This window comes from Flavobacterium sp. FPG59, assembly GCF_002150205.1.
GTDB lineage: Bacteria > Bacteroidota > Bacteroidia > Flavobacteriales > Flavobacteriaceae > Flavobacterium.
In genome coordinates, this window is the sequence record NZ_MTCA01000003.1 from 43,363 (window position 1) to 61,348 (window position 17,986).

The window sequence follows — 17,986 nt, forward strand, 5'->3', positions numbered from 1 at the left end:
ACAAATTTTCTTGCAAAATAAAAGGCTACTAGTATAATTATTAATTAGATAATTGTATTTTCGCAAACTGAATATAAAAATTAACAACAATAAAATGGCAGTTTTACAAAAAATTAGACAACGTTCACTTCTCTTGATACTCGTTATTGGGTTTTGTTTATTAGCATTTATCATAGGTGATATATTCAACAGTGGTGGTTTTAGCAGTACTTCAAAAGATGTAGGTAGTGTTGATGGAAAAGACATTTCATTTGAAGATTTTAGAGTTAAAGTTAGTAATGTTGAAAAAAGTGGTCAAGGAATTACTTCTACACAAGCTGCAAATAGAGTATGGGATCAAGAGGTTTCTGTTGCTTTATTAACATCCGAGTTTGAAAAACTAGGATTGCGTGTAGGCGAAAAACATTTGTTAGAGGTTTTTAAAGCGGATCAAAACATAGGTGGTAATCCATTGTTTTTAAATGCTGCTGGCGTTTTTGATGTTGCAAAATTTAAACAATATTTTAAAGCAAATCCAGAGCAAGCTCAGTTTTTAAAAGATAGAGAAAAAGATGCTGATTTGAATGCTAAATTTCAATTGTACAACACACTTATCAAAGCTTCAGTTTTTACAACGGATAGCGAAGGTAAGTTGAAGTACGAAATGGAATCTAACAAAGTAAATTTTGCTTATGTTGCTGGTTTGTATTCAACAATTAAAGATAGTGAAGTTAAAATTTCTGATTCAGAAATTGTTGACTTTATGAACAAAAACAAGAAAAAATACAAAGCTGACGAATCTCGTGAAGTAGAATATGTTTTAATTGAAGACAAAGCTTCACCTGCTGATGAAGCTGAAATTAAAACTAGAATCAATGGGTTGTTATCTGGTAGTGTTGTCTACAACCAAAAAACAGGTAAAAATGATACTTTGCCAGGATTTAGAACTACTGCAAATGTGGTTGAGTTTGTAAATTCAAATTCAGATATTCCTTATGACTCTACATACATTGCTAAAAAAGATTTACCAGCTGTAGATGCTGATAAATTGTTTAACCTTGCTCCTGGTGCTGTTTACGGACCTTATATGTTTGGTAAATACATTTGTTTGTCAAAATCATTAGGTAAGAGAGCTGCTGTTAATGTTAAGGCTAGTCATATTTTAATAGGATATGAAGGTTCTCAAGTTCCAAATCAAAAAGAAAAAAGAACTAAAGAGGAAGCAAAAGCTAAAGCAGAAAGTATTTTAGCTCAAGTTTCGGCTAATCCAGATAGTTTTATGATGTTGGCTTTTACAGCTTCTGATGATTCTTCTGCACAACAAGGTGGTGATTTAGGTTACTTTGGTCCAAACCAAATGGTAAAACCGTTTAATGATTTTGTATTTAATAATGGTATTGGTAAAGTAGGTTTAGTAGAAACTGAATTTGGTTTCCACGTAATTAAAGTTACTGATAAACAAGACGGAATTCGTTTAGCAACTGTTGCTCAAAAAGTAGAGGCTTCTGAGGCTACTGCTGATAAAATATTTACGCAAGCTACAAAACTAGAAATGGATGCTGCTGATAAAGATCTTAATGCAGTTGCAAAAACATTAGGATTAAAAGTTGCTCCTGCAGTTTCTGTAAAAGGATTAGATGAGAATTTTGGTTCTCTTGGAAATCAAAGAACAATTGTTCGTTGGGCTTTTGAAAAAGGAGTAAAAGTTGGTGATGTAAAACGTTTTGAGGTTGCTAATGTTGGTCACGTTATTGCTAAATTGAAAAGCATTGACGATTCTGGACTAATTGCAGTTTCTGTTGCAAGACCTTACGTTGAGTCTATTTTGAAAAACAAAAAGAAAGCAGAATTAATCAAAGCTAAAATGAATGGTTCTTCTCTTGAAGCTATTGCAAAAGCAGTGGGAGGAACAGTACAGCAAGCTAAAGGATTAACTATGGAAAATACCATGTTGCCGAGCGTAGGTCCAGAACCAAAAGTAGTAGGTAATGCATTTGCATTAGCAACTAACAAACTTTCTGCACCAATTGAAGGTAATACAGGAGTTTATGTGGTAAAAAATGTAGGAGTTGTAAAAGCGCCAGCCTTAAAAAGCCATGCTGCTTATGTTACAAAACTTAAAACTCAAAGTGCATCAGATGCTAATAGAGTTATTCCTGCTCTTAAAGAAAACGCAAAAATTGAAGATAACAGAATGGATTTTAATTACTAATCCAAGCTGATCAAATATAAAAAAACCCGATGCTGACAAAGTATCGGGTTTTTTTTATGAATATAAATGATGAGCTACAAGATCATCTCCTCATAAGGAATTACAGTCTCATATCCTTTTGACTTGAAATAAGCGGTTGGGTTATGTTCTGATACTGCCATTACAAAATCTCCTCCCCAAGCGCCAAGGCTTTTTACAACACCATCAAAATCTGGAAATGAAGTATCTTTCACTATTGTAGTTTCTAAAATGGAACTCAAATGGGTTTCGTGTTGTGCCAGAGCATCCATAAATGGTAAAAGAGTTGAAGCATTGTAAACTGCAGTTGTAAGTTGGTTGTTTTTTACTATTGTTTCGGCTAAGTTGTTTTTTTTATTTTTTTGATAGGCTGCAATAGCTGTTTTACTATTTTGCTTTTTATTGAGATACACAAAATAAATATTTTTTGTAAATTCAGGATTGAATTCAATTTGTTTAACGGTTGGATTGCCGTCATTTATCTGAAAAAGAATAGGCGTATCATTTTGTGCGCAAGCAATATCGTATCCGCTACCTCCAAAGCTATTTTTTAACAACGTGAAGGCATCAATTTGTAACCATTGGGCAATGTTGTTAATTAAAGTAGATGACGTTCCTAAGCCCCAATTTTTAGGAAAACTGAGTTCAGTAGTAACAGTGTATCCATTAGCATTGAGAATGAATTCAGGATTCAATTTATAAGCTTCGTGTAAAATAGTGGTGAGTGTACTTTTTACAGTTTCCGTTTGATCTTTAGTCCCATTAGTAATATCAGAAAATGAAAGCGTGTCTTGAAACCATATTTGACCATCAAAGTCATAACTTATCCAAACTATTTCATTGTTTTTACTTGTTTCTACACAAAGATTTTGTCCTTGTTTTGTTGGCAATGCAAAGGCTTGTGCGCTATCAAGAACAAGATATTCTCCTGTTATTAAAAGTTTACCATTACTATAAAATGTTTTTTTCATCAGTATTGTTTTAATCCAAATCAAGGTTTTTAATTTTGATTGGAAAATCAAAAATCAATCTTATTTTCTTAGGCTTTCAATAAAGGAAACTACGGCGCTATGAGAAACAGCATTCTTCTTGAAATGATTTTGAATCAAAAGACGTTCTTCATTGCTGGCCTCAAATTGATTGATTATATTATTTAAGTGCATTTTCATGTGACCTTCTTGAATGCCGGTGGTAGTCAACGAACGCAAGGCTGCAAAATTTTGTGCTAACCCTGCAACTGCAACATATTGCATGAGTTCTTGTGCAGAAGGTTTTTCTAGCATTTCGAGAGAAAGTTTTACAAGAGGATGCAGCGATGTTAACCCTCCAACGGTTCCTAATGCTAACGGAATCTCCAACCAAAAAGTAAAAATTCCATCTTCTATTTTGGCATGGGAAAGACTAGAATAGGTTCCGTTACGGGAAGCATAGGCGTGAATTCCGGCTTCAACCGCACGGAAATCATTACCTGTAGCCAGTACAACCGCGTCCACTCCGTTCATGATTCCTTTATTATGAGTAACAGCACGGTATGGTTCTATTTCGGCAATTTGAACAGCTTGCACAAATTTCTCTGCAAATACCTGTGGGTTTGGTATTTGTTTTTCATCTAATTCAGCAACAAGACATGAAACTTCAGCTCTTACAATGCAATTTGGCACATAATTTGAAAGAATACTCATTACTACTTCAATTTCTTTCTCTGACGTTGAGAATAAATCATAGTGTTGTGCTTCTTCTTTTAAGGTTTTGGAAAATTGTTCCAAACACGAATTTATAAAATTAGCACCCATGCTATCTTTAGTATCAAAAGTAGCATGTAACTGGTAATAGTTTGGTAATAAATCAGTTTTATCTTTTAGAATTATATCGGTAATTCCACCGCCGCGTTTTTGCATATTAGCGGTGATAGACTCTGTTTCGGAGAAAAATTTATTTTTGTTTTGAGCAAAAAACAGGCTTAGTTTAGATACATCACCTTTGAATATAAAATGAACTTGGCCAATTTTTTCAGTATTGATGACCGAAGTTTTAAAACCTCCTCGTGTAGCCCAGAATTTGGCAGCTTTGGATGCTGCTGCTACGACAGAGCTTTCCTCAATAGCCATTGGGATGGTGCGGTACTTGCCGTTTATCAAAAAATTGGGTGCAATTCCAAGGGGTATATAAAAATTCGTAATCGTGTTTTCTATGAACTCATCATGAAGTTGTTGAATTTTTTCATCGTTGTTCCAATAATTTTTAATTACCGCAATTGCTTCAGATGGATTGGAGAAATATTCTGTTGCAATCCATTTGATTTTTTCTTCTTTTGATAATTTTGAAAATCCACTTATGGTCTTGTTCATTCTCAATTGATTAGGGTGTACTATACTGCAAAGATACGTTATTAGCGGTTTTATTTGCAATCTAAATCATTTCAATAAGAGTGAGTTTTGGCAAGCTGTTTTTACATTTAACATAAAAAATAACTGATTATTGTAATTTTTTCACTAAAATTGACGGTTTTTTATCTCTAATCTAATAGTATGTATTCAAAAAATTATATCGCTTTATTTTTATTTGTTTGTTTTTCGGTTATTGGACAACAAAAAATAACCATTGATGAAATGTACAACGGTACCTTTCGAACCAAAGGAATGGATGAATTGCAATCCTTAAAAAACACGAATCAATACACTGTTTTAAACGTAGATATGCAATCTAGGAGTATGCAAATTGATTTATATGATTTTGCAACTTTAAAGAAAACGGTAACTTTAATTGATACTAAATCACATCAAGAGTTGGCTAGTGGAATAGACAGTTATTCCTTTGATGCTTCAGAAAAAATGATATTACTGGCTTGTAATTCCAATCAAATTTTTCGTCATTCATTTACAGCCGATTATTATTTGTACGATATAACTACAAAAAAGTTGAAAAAACTTTTTGATTTTCAAGTTCAAGAGCCAACCTTTTCACCTGATGGAAAAAAAATTGCTTATGCTAGAGAGAATAATCTGTATGTTTATGATCTAGCTACTGCTAAATCTACTGCTATAACAACAGACGGACAAAAAAATAGTATCATAAACGGAATTACAGACTGGGTTTACGAAGAAGAATTTGCTTTTGTGAAAGCTTTTGACTGGAGTACTGATAGTAAAAAAGTAGCTTACATCCGTTTTGATGAAAGTAAAGTACCTGAATTCTCTATGTCTATGTTTGCTAAAGATTTATATCCTACAATGCAAACTTTTAAATATCCAAAAGCAGGTGAAAAAAATGCAGTAGTATCTTTACATATTTATGATGTAGATGCAAATGCAGGAAAAAATATAAAGCTGGACAATTATAATGACTTTTATATTGCCAGATTAAAATGGACAAATGACAGTAATCTTGTTTCGGCTCAGGTTTTAAACCGTCATCAAGATAATTTAGATTTAATCTTTGTTGATGCCACAGCTGGAACTACAAAAGTAGTTTTGAATGAAAAGGACAAAGCCTATGTTGATGTTACTGATAATTTGACTTTTCTTAAAGACAATAGTTTTATTTGGACGAGTGAAAAAAATGGTTTTAATCATATTTACTTATATGACAAAAATGGAAGTTTAAAAAATCAGGTTACCAATGGAAATTGGGAAGTAACTAATTATTATGGATATGATGAAAAGACTAATTCGGTTTTTTATCAATCTGTAGAAAACGGTTCCATTAATAGAGATGTATATAAAGTTTTGCTTAATGGCAAAGGAAAAGTACGACTGTCTCAAAACACAGGTACTAATGCAGCTACTTTTAGTCCAAATTTTCAATACTACATCAATACATATTCTAGCGTTTCGCAGCCTACTACTTATACTTTAAATGAAGCCAAGGCAGGAAAACAAATTCAAGTAATAGAAAATAACGAGGCTCTTGCAACCAAATTAAAGAAATACGACCTACCTGCCAAAGAGTTTTTTGTCTTGAAAACAGAAAAAGGAATAGAATTGAATGCATGGATTATAAAACCTAAAGATTTTGATCCAAACAAGAAATATCCAGTATTCATGTACCAATATTCAGGTCCTGGATCTCAACAAGTAAATAATGAATGGAACAGTACTGATGATTACTGGTTCATGATGTTGTCACAACAAGGGTATATTGTGGCTTGTGTTGACGGACGAGGAACCGGTTTTAAAGGCGCCGATTTTAAAAAAGTGACTCAATTGCAGCTAGGTAAGTACGAGGTAGAGGATCAAATTGATGCTGCCAAAGTAATAGGTAATTATTCATTTGTAGATAAATCTAGAATTGGTATATTTGGCTGGTCTTATGGTGGTTTTATGGCCTCAAATTGTATTTTAAAAGGCAATGATGTTTTCAAGATGGCAATTGCTGTGGCACCTGTTACCAACTGGCGTTTTTACGATAGCGTATACACAGAGCGTTACATGCAAACTCCACAAGAAAACGCTAGTGGATATGATGATAATTCCCCTATAAACCACGTGAATAAATTAAAAGGAAAGTACTTGTTGATTCATGGATCTGGAGATGATAATGTACACGTTCAAAATGCTATGCAAATGATGGAGGCTTTGATACAAGCCAATAAGCAATTTGATTCTCAGATATATCCGGATAATAACCACGGAATTTATGGTGGTAAAACTAGAGTTCAATTGTATACAAAAATGACGAATTTCATTAAAGAGAATTTATAATAGCGATAATTAAAAAACAAACCAAATTAATAAAAATGAGTGAAACAGCAGTAAAAACAGGACATCCAAAAGGACTTTGGGTATTATTTGGAACCGAAATGTGGGAGCGATTCAATTTCTATGGAATGCGAGCTATCTTAACCTTGTTTTTGGTAAATTCATTGATGATGAAAGAAGAAGATGCTTCCTTGATTTACGGTGGATTTTTAGGACTGTGTTATTTAACTCCTATGTTAGGTGGATTTATTGCCGATAGATTTTTTGGAAACAGAAATTGTATTTTACTTGGCGGATTGATGATGGCTGTGGGGCAATTTTTATTGTTTACTAGTGCCTCAGTTTTTGGTTCCAATTTGAGTTTAGCAAATATACTCATGTGGTCAGCACTAGGTATTATAATTTTTGGAAATGGTTTTTTTAAGCCAAATATTTCTTCTATGGTTGGGAGTTTGTATCCAAAACAAGAAAAGACAAAATTGGATACAGCTTTTACTATTTTTTATATGGGTATCAACTTAGGAGCTTTCTTAGGTCAAACAATTTGTCCTTACCTTGGGGATGAAGTTGTAAATGGAGTGCAAAATGTTCACGCGTTTAAATGGGGATTTTTAGCAGCATCAGTTGCTATGTTAATTGGTACAGCGGTTTTTTACATTTTGAAAAATAAATATGTAGTTACTCCAGAAGGTAAGCCACTTGGGGGATTGCCAAAATACAATGATAATTCAGATTACGAAGAAGGGGAATCACAAACAGCTGTTTTCTCAACAAAATCATTAATTGGAGCTTTTATAGCTTTTGTAGCTTTGTTTTTTGCTTTTAGATTTCTGTTAGATGGAGACAATTTTATTAAAACAATTATTTATCCAATCATTTATGCAAGTGGATTAACGCTTGCAGGACTTATTGTATCAGACAGTTCATTAACTAAAGTTGAAAGAGATAGAATTTTTGTTATTTACATCGTTGGTTTCTTTATCATATTTTTCTGGGCTGCATTTGAGCAAGCTGGTTCTTCTTTAACATTTATTGCAGCAAATCAAACAGATAGAACTTTCATGTTTGGATGGCAAATGCCCGCTTCAATGGTTCAAGTTTTTAATGGAATTTTTGTTTTTGGTTTTGCATTACCATTCAGTATTTTGTGGGATAAATTAAGAGCTAACGGGAAAGAACCTTTGTCTACAGTAAAACAAGCCATTGGTTTAGGATTGATTGCCTTGAGTTATTTTATTATTGCTTATAACGTTAAAGATTTAGGAAATAGCGGGTTATTAGCTATCAAATGGTTAATTCTTTTGTATTTAATTCAAACTTTTGCTGAATTGTGTTTATCTCCAATTGGTTTGTCATTAGTAGGTAAATTGTCGCCAAAACGTTTTGCTTCATTATTATTTGGAGTTTTCTTCTTGTCAAATGCTGCTGGTTATGCATTGTCGGGAACTTTAGGTTCAATTATGCCTGCTACCGGAGACAAATTTTTGAAAGCAGAAAAGTTAGGTATTAATTTACAAGGAGTTTTAGACAAAACAATAACACCATCAGCAGAGCAGTTGGTTCTTTTAGAAAAAAATCAAATTAGCCCAACTAATCCTGTTTTTGCTGGTTTTGAAATTCATAATTTATTTGAATTTTTTATGGTATTTGTTGTTTTAACAGGAGTTGCAGCAGTAATATTATTTGCTTTAACGCCAGTAATCAAAAAAATGATGCACGGTGTGCGTTAATTAATTTCTAAAAAATAGTTGTATATCTTTCAAACCTGCAATTCGCCACTGTGAACTTGTAGGTTTGTTTTTTTAAATTGTATTATTATGTGGAAAAGTCATCCTAAAGCCTTGCCTTATTTGTTTTTGTCCGAAATGTGGGAACGTTTTGGTTATTATTTAATGATCGGAATTTTTACCTTATATCTAAAAGATGTTGAGGCTGGATTTGCCATGACGGAGAAAGAAGCTTCTGATTTATATGGAACTTTCATTGCTTTGGTATTTTTAACACCATTTATTGGAGGATTAATTGCCGATAGATATTTAGGATATAAAAAGTCAATCGTGATGGGTGGTATCATGATGGGGGCCGGTTATTTTATGATGGGAATTCATAGTTTGCCTATGTTATATGTAGCCATGACATTAGTTATTGTAGGTAACGGATTCTTTAAGCCTAATATTTCAACGTTATTAGGTAATTTTTACAACGAAGATCAATATAAAGAAAAGAAAGACGAAGGGTACAATATTTTCTATATGGGGATAAATGTTGGTGCTTTTATTTGTAATTTTTTTGGTGCGGCTTTGCAAATTTTATTAGGATGGCAGTATGCTTTTATGGCTGCTGGTTTAGGAATGTTTATAGGTGTAATAGTTTTTCTTCTGGGAACTAAGCACTATGGTGATAAAACCGAAAAGAAAGGAATTCAAGAAGGGGATATGCCTTTTTCAAAAATTGTATTGTACATTTTAGTTCCATCGGTAGTTTTTGGGGTAATAGGTTGGTTAATCAAAGGGGTGCAGTCTGATATGAATTTAGACAGTTCTATTTTTGGATCTGATAGTACTGATGCATTTATTTTTGCTTGTCTGCCCGTAATTTACTTTTATGGAAGTTTGTATTTTAAAGCAAAACCTGAAGAGAAAAGACCAATTGGTGCATTACTTTCCATATTTGCAGTAGTGATTTTATTTTGGGCTGTTTTTAAATTAAATGGGTCGGCATTAACAACTTGGGCTGATAGATATACTGATAGAGAAATTACAGGTACTACACAAGTTGTTTTTAGTAATTTAAAATTAGCTAAAGACATTGAATATAAAAAGGACTCAACAGAATTGTACGATGCTAGTTTTAGATTGCAAAAAGAAAACGGTGCCGTTAAAAAAGTTGTAGATTATCCAGTATATTTTAGAAATGTAGCAAAAAGTAAAACACCTCAAGAAGGTTCGACAGTTTCTATTTGGGCTACAAATTTGAGTCAATCTATCAATCCAGGTTGGGTTATTATTTTGACGCCACTTGTTGTTGCTTTTTTTACGTTTTTAAGAAGCAGAAAAAAAGAACCTTCAACACCAACAAAAATTGCATTCGGATTGTTAATATCGGCATTGTCTGTTTTGGTAATGATTGCTGCTGTTCACATTGGTAGTAACGGAATGGAGAAAGTGTCTGTATGGTGGCTTGTTGCAAATTACGGAATCATAACCATTGGAGAATTATTTCTCAGTCCAATGGGATTGTCAATTGTCTCTAAATTGTCTCCTAAAAACATCACTGCTTTAATGATGGGTGGATGGTTTTTATCTACATCCATTGGAAATAAATTATCTGGAGTTTTGGCAAGTATGTGGGATCAATATGACGATAAGGCTAATTTCTTTTGGGTTAATTTTGCCTTGCTTATGTTTGCGACACTTTTAATGTTTGCTTTAGTTAAAAATTTAAATAAAGTAATGAAAGACCACGGAATTAATTAAGGTATGGAAATCAATCAGTCATTTGAAGAAATTCAAAGTTTTAAAGGAAAGTATCCAAAACAATTGTGGTATTTATTTTTTAGCGAAATGTGGGAACGGTTTTGTTTCTACGGTATGCGTGGTATGCTCGTGGTTTTCATGGTGAATCATTTAGCTATGAATGAAACGGTAGCTAACCTGCAATATGGTGCTACTCAAGCTTGGGTATATGCCTTTACATTTATTGGAGGATTATTTGCTGATAAAATTTTAGGTTTAAGAAAGTCACTTTTTTGGGGTGGAATTTTAATGATTGTAGGGAGTGTTATTCTGGCCATTGATCCTAAGAATTTGTTCTTTATTGGTTTGGGTTTCACAATTGTTGGAACGGGTTTTTTTAAACCCAACATCTCATCAATGGTGGGACAGTTATATAAAAATGACGATCCACGCAGAGATGCTGGTTTTTCATTCTTTTATATGGGTGTAAATCTTGGAGCATTGATTGGTGGTTATATTTGTATTGCTGTAGCCGAAGGGTCTATGTGGCAATCTTTAGTTCCAGAAAATTTAAGATGGAATGTAGGCTTTGGGTTTGCCGCGGTTGTGATGATTATAAGCTTGCTAACCTTTACTCAAACTCAAAAAAGTTTAGGCCCAATAGGACTTTCTCCCTTGATGGATATTGACAAATCAAAGAAAAAAAACTTTGAAATAGCAACTTATATAGGTTCACTTTGTATTATTCCAGTAATAATAATTATGGTTGCAAATACCCAGTATACTGATTATTTTATGATTTTTATTGGTCCTGCCTCTATATTGTATTTGTTTTATGAAATGAAGAATTTTTCTTTAGCAGAAAATAAAAAGCTTTTAGCTGCTTTAGTGTTTATCATTTTCTCAATCTTCTTTTGGGCTTTTTTTGAGCAAAGTGGAGGTTCTTTAAGCTTATTTGCTGCAAATAATTTAAACAATGATATTTTAGGAGTTGAATTAAGTCCAAATGGAGTAAACAATGCAGCCAATTCGTTTTTTGTTATTGGTTTTGCAGCATTAGTGGGCTTGGTTTGGTTGTGGATGGCGAAAAGAAAGATAGAACCTAATACAGTTATTAAATTCGGTTTGGCCTTTGTATTTCTTGCTGGAGGTTTTTGGATATTTTATTACACTAAATTCTTTGCTGATTTAAACGGAAGAACCTCATTAGGAGTTTTTACTTTTGGTTGGTTTATCATCACATTTGGAGAATTGTGTTTATCACCAATAGGAATGTCAGCAATGACTAAACTGTCTCCACAAAAAACACAAGCCGTAATCATGGGGATGTGGTTTCTAGCTAGTGCGTATGGGCAGTATTTTGCTGGAATATTAGGTGCAAATATTGCAGAAGCATCTGAAAATGCATCCAACTTAGACAAACTTTACGTATATGCTGATGGGTATTACCAATTGGGGATTTATGCTTTAATTGCAGGTTTAGTTTTGATTTTAAGTTCGCCACTCATTAAAAAATTAATGCAGGAAGTAAAGTAGTAGCTATTTTTTTGGTACTATTTTTGAATATATTTGTAAAAAATAAAACACAATGAAAAAAATTATAATTACGCTTTTGCTGATAACTTTTTCAGTTGCTACGCAAGCACAAGAGTTGGTTTGGGAAACTAATATTAACAAGGCAATGGAAGTTTCAACCAAAACCAAAAAACCGATGTTGTTGTTTTTTACAGGAAGTGACTGGTGTGGCTGGTGTATTAGGTTGCAAAAAGAAGTACTTAAAACACCTGAATTTTCAAAATGGGCAAATGATAATGTAGTATTGGTTGAACTTGATTTTCCTAGAAAGTCTACCCAAACAGAGGAAATTAAAAAACAGAATAATGAATTGCAAATGGCTTTTGGTATACAAGGTTTTCCAACAGTACATTTTGTAAATGCTAAAACAGTTGATGGTAAGGTTAATTTTGAAGGTTTAGGAAGTACGGGATATGTTGCCGGAGGACCAGCAGCCTGGTTAACAGAAGCTAATAAAATTTTAAAAAAGTAATTTGGTAAGGTTTTGTTGTTTTGTAAAGATTAATTGAATATAAATCTTCTTTTTATTGTTGATTATTCTGTTTTTTTGTTATTTTTATAAAAACTTTTTAAGACCTACATTATGATTAAGAATTTACTTTTTGTGTTTATACTTTCGTATAGCTTTAATATGAATGCCCAATCCTTGAATTGGTTAACAGATGTAAATGCTGCTATTGAAATTAGTAATAAAGAAAACAAGCCTTTATTATTGTTATTTGCAGATAAAAATGCTTCAAATACCCTGTTGTTTTCTCAGGTTTTAAATACTCTTGATTTTGCTTTATGGTCTAGGGATAACGTAGTAATTGTTAAAATTGATCTCACCCAAGGTGATGGGAATGAGTATATTGATCGTAACTTAAATTTAAAAAGCGCTTTTGGTGTGGATGTTATTCCTTCAATATGTTTTGCAAGAGCTAGTTCTAGAAAAGGTAAGATTAATTACCAGTTGATAGGTAAAATGGCTTACGAATCTGGAGGTGTAAAGACCTGGTTAGCTGATGTTAAAACGCTTTTAACAGTTGCCGAAGAATAATTAATTCTAATTTACTTAATACTATAATATCCCTTTTCACGCGTCATGTGAAAAGGGATTTTTTGTTTGTCACAACTCTTTTTCCAAGTTTGTTGTATATACTTAAAGTTAGATCCATCTGCTACAACCATTTTGGGTTTTAACTCCAGTAACACACGGTCTAAATTTACTTTTGTTGATTGTGTTAATAGCAAAACATCGGGATTTATATTTGCGATAAGTTGATTAGCGCTGTCTAATACAAAAATTCTTTTTCCCTGGAAATAGATGAAGTTCCTTAAAGACTGTTTTTTTTCTATAATACCATTAGTACTCAATAGGTATGTTTTTAAGTTACTTTTTGCTTTGTTTACTTTGTTAGTGTTGCTATATATCTCGCAAATAGTCCCTTTTTTTATAGTAATTAACGTCTCCTTGGGTAAATGAAAAACAATTAATTCGCTATTTTTTGAGTCTTGCCAGCGGGTGTAGATGCACGCTCCTTGCATTACTATAATTGAGGTCAACACTCCAACTAATTTATGGAAATTTGGTTTTTTAACCCAAAGTACAATACAAATTAAAGAGGCGTAAGCGCTAAGTAACATGAATAAGTGTAGTGGTATATCCTTAATGATGAACTGTTCATAGGAGGCAATACTATGGATGATTTTATTTAGAAAATAGATGCTCCATTCAAACAATTGAGCTAAAAATTGTGGTGCATCATATAAAGCAGCGCAAAGCATTACGAGAACCCCAATTATCATTATTCCCCCTAACAATGGTATTACTATTAGATTGGTTATAAAAAAGAGTCCTGGAAATTGATGGAAATAATAAATACTTAATGGAAGGGTGCCAATTTGTGCTGCAAATGATACGGTTAAAATATCCCAAAAATATTTTGTTAATTTATTTTTTGGTTGATATAACAGGTTTAACATTGGCTGTAGCCAAATTATAAAAAATAGCGCTAAATAGCTTAGTTGAAATCCTACGTCAAATAAAAATGAAGGTTCAAAAAGTAAAATTATTAGTATGGAAACGATTAAGGTATGATAGATGTTTACGCTGCGTCTAAGATGGCTTCCAATTGCAATAAAAGAGAACATTGTCACAGAGCGTACCACTGATGGTGCTAATCCAGCAAGTATACCAAACAAAATAAGTGATGTTAATATAATAAATAGTTTTAGCCATGAACCTTTTTTGTTGTTTGGTATAGGTTTTAAAATCAATGTCATAAACATTAGTATGAAACCGATATGAAGGCCTGAAACGGATAGGATATGTACAGCACCTGCATATTGATAGTCTTTAATTATATCTGGTGCGATGTCTTGTTGTTGCCCAAGTATGAGTGCCATGGCAACTTGTAGTTCTTCATCGTTAAAATTATTATTTTGTAAGTTTTTTAAAATGCGTGTTCTTAATGCATCCGAGTAATACCAAAGATCCTTTTTTAATTGTTTTGCAATTTTTATGGCGTTACTAGATGTGTATATTTGACCATAAATATGTTTGTTCTCTAAATACTTTCCATAGTCAAATTGATAAGGATTTTTGGGTGAAGTGTTGGGGTGTATTGAGGTTTTTAACTGAATTATATTACCTACTTTTAATGCTTTTTGGATACTGTCATTATTAATGTTCAGGACTATTTTACCTGTTTTAGTTTCATTGTTAATGTGAGTGAGTATTGCTACATACCGATCACTAAATGAAGTTTTTTTTAATTTTTCTCTAATGATTAATGTATATGTTTTTTCTTGTTGGAATACATTTTTAACTTGTAAATAGTGACTCTCTTTGAAACTATCAGAATGTATGCGTTGCGTTGAAACTCCAATTAATCCTGCTAAAAACAATATACTTATCCCAAATAATGGTGCTGCTTTTTTATTTTTTTTGAGAAAAAAGTATTGTACTCCTAATCCAATAAGTGAAAGTAGTATTGCTGAAAAAATATATTTTGTGGGCAAAAAAATATAATGAGACAAAATAAGTCCTATTATAAAACCAATTGTAATTTTTATCAGTGGGAAATGCAGCACTTTCATAACTCTAAAGTACACATTTTAAACAAGTAAGAGCTGTTTTTTAGTAAGAAAATTGTAAAATTAAAAAAGTCTATTGGCTTGAACAAAATTCTTTTTATAGTAAGGCTCCTTAGTAGAGGATACAATTACACCTTTTGAAGTAGAGGAGTGAATAAATTTAATTTCCTCATCAGAGGTATCAATTACAATGCCCACGTGGTCTATGGTCTTATTTTTGTTGTTTGAAAAAAACACTAAATCTCCTTTATTGACTTTGTCTTTTTTTATATTAAGAACTACTCCAGTTTTGGATAATTGGAGTGAATTATGAGGTAAAATAATATCTTGTTGTTTGAATAGGGTGATAATTAATCCAGAGCAGTCAAAACCTTTTGTATTAGTTCCTCCATATTTGTAGGGAGATCCAAGTGCTTTGTGAGCATTTTCTACCACCGACTGTACTATTTTTTCAATCTTTTTTTTATCAGTTGAAGATTTGATTTCTTTATAACCAATTTTTTTCGACGTTGAACTATAATTTTTAGGTGCACAACTGTAACTAAAAATCATAATAACAACAATTGTCATACTGAATCTTAGTAGTTGTTTTATTAATGTGTATGAAGTTATGAAGTTCAATTTAAAATAAATCTTTTACAATTAAAGCTGCTGTTTTTTCACTGGCACCACGACCACCTAATTTCTTTTCAAGAAGTATGTATTTTTCTAAAATAGTATTGCGTTTTTCGGTTTTCAAGATTTTGTACAACTCTTCTTTGATGCGTTTGGAATTGCATTCATCTTGAATTAGTTCTGTAACTACCTCTTCGTCCATAATGAGGTTGACTAATGAAATGTATTTTAATGTAATGATTCTTTTTGCAATTTGATAAGATATCCAATTGCCTTTGTAGCATACTACTTCCGGTACTTTAAATAAAGCCGTTTCAAGCGTAGCTGTTCCTGATGTTACTAAAGCAGCTGTAGCATTTTGTAATAAATCATAGGTTTTATTTGCTACAAACTGGATGTTACTTTGTGTTATAGATGGGGTATAAAAAGAGAATTCCTGACTAGGAGCCCCAGCAATTACAAATTGATATTCAGGAAAATCATTAGAAACACTGAGCATGATTTGCAGCATTTTTGTAATTTCTTGTTTTCTACTTCCAGGAAGAATTGCTATAATTGGTTTGTCACTCAGATTGTTTTCTTTTCTAAAATCTATTTCAGTAACATTCGATTTGTTTTGAATGGCATCTATTAAAGGATGCCCTACAAAATCAACTGGATATTGGTGTTTTTCTTCGTAGAATTTTTTCTCAAAAGGTAATATAACATACATCTTATCAATGTCTCTTTTGATATCGGTAATTCTGCTTTCTTTCCAAGCCCATATTTGTGGAGAAATATAGTAATGTGTTTTGATTCCTAGTTTTTTTGCCCACTTTGCAATTCGGAGATTAAATCCAGGGTAGTCTATAAAAATCAACACATCAGGTTGGAAGTTCTGAATGTCCTTTTTACAAATGGTAATGTTGTTTAAAATCGTTTTTAAATTGAATACAACCTCAATAAAACCCATAAAGGCAAGATCGCGATAGTGTTTTACTAAGGTGCCGCCTACGTTTTGCATTAAATCACCTCCCCAAAAACGAATTTCTGCTTGTGGATCTTTTTTGAAAAGCTCTTTCATTAAGTTAGAGCCGTGTAAATCTCCAGAGGCTTCACCTGCAATTATGTAATATTTCATGTTTGTAAAAGCTAAATTTAAAAAATGAATTCTGTTTTTATATTACTAAGGTTAAAATGGCTAAAGCAATAACTGAAAACACAATTCCCTGCGCGATTTTTTCTCTGTTTAATTTTAGAGCTACCCCAAATGCTCCCAGTGTCAAAACACATCCCAATGTGATGATTTTCCCAAGATTTCCTTGAGATTTTAAGATCTGAATGCCTGCAATAAAATGGTAATCTGTAAAAAAATACATAAAAATAAAACTGCCTAAAACTGTAGTCAAAAGTCCTATTATAAATCCTAAGAGTATATCTTTATTCTTCATTCCATGAAAAGGTGTTAAGTTGTTGAATGGCGTGATGCGCTGTTAAGTCAAATTGTACTGGTACTACGGATATGTATCCGTTTTTTAATGCCCACTCATCAGTATCTTCTCCATGATCTTGATTAACAAATTCTCCGGCTAGCCAGTAATAATCTCGGCCTTGTGGTGTTTTGCGCTTGTCAAATTTTTCTACCCAAATGGCTTTTGCTTGTCGGCATACTCGTATTCCTTTTATGTTTTCTTCTTGTAGTTTTGGGAAATTAACATTCAGTAATACACCTTCGGGCAAACCATTTTCAAGAACTTGTAGAGCAATCTTACGAATAAAGTTTTTGATGGCATCAAAATTTGCATTCCAATCATAATCCAAAAGTGAAAATCCTATAGCGGGTATACCTTCAATTCCCGCTTCCATGGCAGCACTCATGGTGCCTGAGTAAATAACATTGATGGATGAATTTGAACCATGATTTACTCCAGAAACACAAAGATCCGGTTTTCTTTCTAAGATTTCATTAACGGCAAGTTTAACACAATCTACTGGAGTTCCAGAGCAACTGTATTCTAAAAAGGGGTCGGTGTCTTTGGATATTTTATTTAGGTATAAGGTGCTGTTTATGGTAATGGCGTGTCCCATAGCACTTTGAGGTTTGTCTGGTGCTACAACAACAATCTCGCCAATTTCTTGCATTACAGCTATTAAAGCTCTCAATCCCGGTGCCGATATGCCATCGTCATTAGTAATAAGTATCAGCGGCTTGTTTTTTTTCATTTACTTAAAATTAAAAAAAAGAATATTTATTTAAATTAATAACAAATGTAATGACTGAAACTGGTAAAAACTGAACTAAATGTAAAAATTTAATATCAATTGAACTTTCATTTCATTAGAATAAAACATTTTATATCTTTAACAAAAATTTATGG

Annotated in this window: 14 protein-coding genes; 7 read left to right on the forward strand and 7 right to left on the reverse strand. The window is 32.6% G+C overall.

The window, feature by feature from the left end; all coding sequences use genetic code 11:
• Positions 1-94: 94 nt before the first annotated feature.
• Entirely contained in the window at positions 95-2,191 is a 2,097-nt protein-coding gene (locus FPG59_RS00765; protein ID WP_086452716.1) for a peptidylprolyl isomerase, read from the forward strand.
• Positions 2,192-2,265: 74 nt separating this feature from the next.
• On the opposite strand, the gene FPG59_RS00770 is transcribed toward FPG59_RS00765, so the two are convergent.
• Together FPG59_RS00770 and FPG59_RS00775 are read right to left on the reverse strand one after the other, a co-directional pair.
• Positions 2,266-3,180 (reverse strand): GYDIA family GHMP kinase, encoded by a 915-nt coding sequence (locus tag FPG59_RS00770; protein ID WP_086452717.1) that lies wholly within the window; start codon positions 3,178-3,180, stop codon positions 2,266-2,268.
• Between the two features lie 60 nt (positions 3,181-3,240).
• Positions 3,241-4,557 (reverse strand): hydroxymethylglutaryl-CoA reductase, degradative, encoded by a 1,317-nt coding sequence (locus tag FPG59_RS00775; RefSeq protein ID WP_086452718.1) that lies wholly within the window; start codon positions 4,555-4,557, stop codon positions 3,241-3,243.
• Between the two features lie 180 nt (positions 4,558-4,737).
• On the opposite strand from FPG59_RS00775, the gene FPG59_RS00780 reads away from it, so the two are divergent.
• The 6 genes from FPG59_RS00780 to FPG59_RS00805 all read left to right on the forward strand — a co-directional run bounded on the left by FPG59_RS00780 (position 4,738) and on the right by FPG59_RS00805 (position 12,975).
• Positions 4,738-6,909 (forward strand): S9 family peptidase, encoded by a 2,172-nt coding sequence (locus FPG59_RS00780; RefSeq protein WP_086452719.1) that lies wholly within the window; start codon positions 4,738-4,740, stop codon positions 6,907-6,909.
• Between the two features lie 35 nt (positions 6,910-6,944).
• Positions 6,945-8,636, forward strand: a complete 1,692-nt coding sequence (locus tag FPG59_RS00785; RefSeq protein WP_086452720.1) for a peptide MFS transporter — start codon at positions 6,945-6,947, stop codon at positions 8,634-8,636.
• 87 nt (positions 8,637-8,723) lie between these two features.
• On the forward strand, positions 8,724-10,382 hold the full coding sequence (locus tag FPG59_RS00790) for a peptide MFS transporter (protein ID WP_086452721.1): 1,659 nt from the start codon (positions 8,724-8,726) through the stop codon (positions 10,380-10,382).
• Between the two features lie 3 nt (positions 10,383-10,385).
• Complete coding sequence (locus tag FPG59_RS00795) at positions 10,386-11,897, forward strand: peptide MFS transporter (protein ID WP_086452722.1); 1,512 nt, start codon at positions 10,386-10,388, stop codon at positions 11,895-11,897.
• Between the two features lie 52 nt (positions 11,898-11,949).
• Positions 11,950-12,408 carry a thioredoxin family protein gene (locus tag FPG59_RS00800; protein WP_086452723.1) on the forward strand — a complete coding sequence of 153 codons (459 nt, stop codon included), beginning with the start codon at positions 11,950-11,952 and terminating at the stop codon, positions 12,406-12,408.
• 111 nt (positions 12,409-12,519) lie between these two features.
• Positions 12,520-12,975, forward strand: coding sequence for a thioredoxin family protein (locus tag FPG59_RS00805; protein WP_140344575.1), 456 nt, complete (start codon positions 12,520-12,522; stop codon positions 12,973-12,975).
• Between the two features lie 11 nt (positions 12,976-12,986).
• On the opposite strand, the gene FPG59_RS00810 is transcribed toward FPG59_RS00805, so the two are convergent.
• The 5 genes from FPG59_RS00810 to surE are packed head-to-tail and all read right to left on the reverse strand — an operon-like array spanning position 12,987 to position 17,831.
• On the reverse strand, positions 12,987-15,032 hold the full coding sequence (locus tag FPG59_RS00810; RefSeq protein WP_254906626.1) for a ComEC/Rec2 family competence protein: 2,046 nt from the start codon (positions 15,030-15,032) through the stop codon (positions 12,987-12,989).
• Between the two features lie 45 nt (positions 15,033-15,077).
• Positions 15,078-15,584 carry a C40 family peptidase gene (locus tag FPG59_RS00815; RefSeq protein WP_086452726.1) on the reverse strand — a complete coding sequence of 169 codons (507 nt, stop codon included), beginning with the start codon at positions 15,582-15,584 and terminating at the stop codon, positions 15,078-15,080.
• Between the two features lie 52 nt (positions 15,585-15,636).
• Entirely contained in the window at positions 15,637-16,749 is a 1,113-nt protein-coding gene (lpxB, locus tag FPG59_RS00820; RefSeq protein ID WP_086452727.1) for a lipid-A-disaccharide synthase, read from the reverse strand.
• A 37-nt stretch (positions 16,750-16,786) separates the two neighbouring features.
• Complete coding sequence (locus FPG59_RS00825; protein WP_086452728.1) at positions 16,787-17,059, reverse strand: hypothetical protein; 273 nt, start codon at positions 17,057-17,059, stop codon at positions 16,787-16,789.
• Positions 17,049-17,831, reverse strand: a complete 783-nt coding sequence (gene surE, locus FPG59_RS00830) for a 5'/3'-nucleotidase SurE (RefSeq protein WP_086452729.1) — start codon at positions 17,829-17,831, stop codon at positions 17,049-17,051. Before surE ends, FPG59_RS00825 begins: the two co-directional genes overlap by 11 nt.
• Positions 17,832-17,986: the final 155 nt, after the last annotated feature.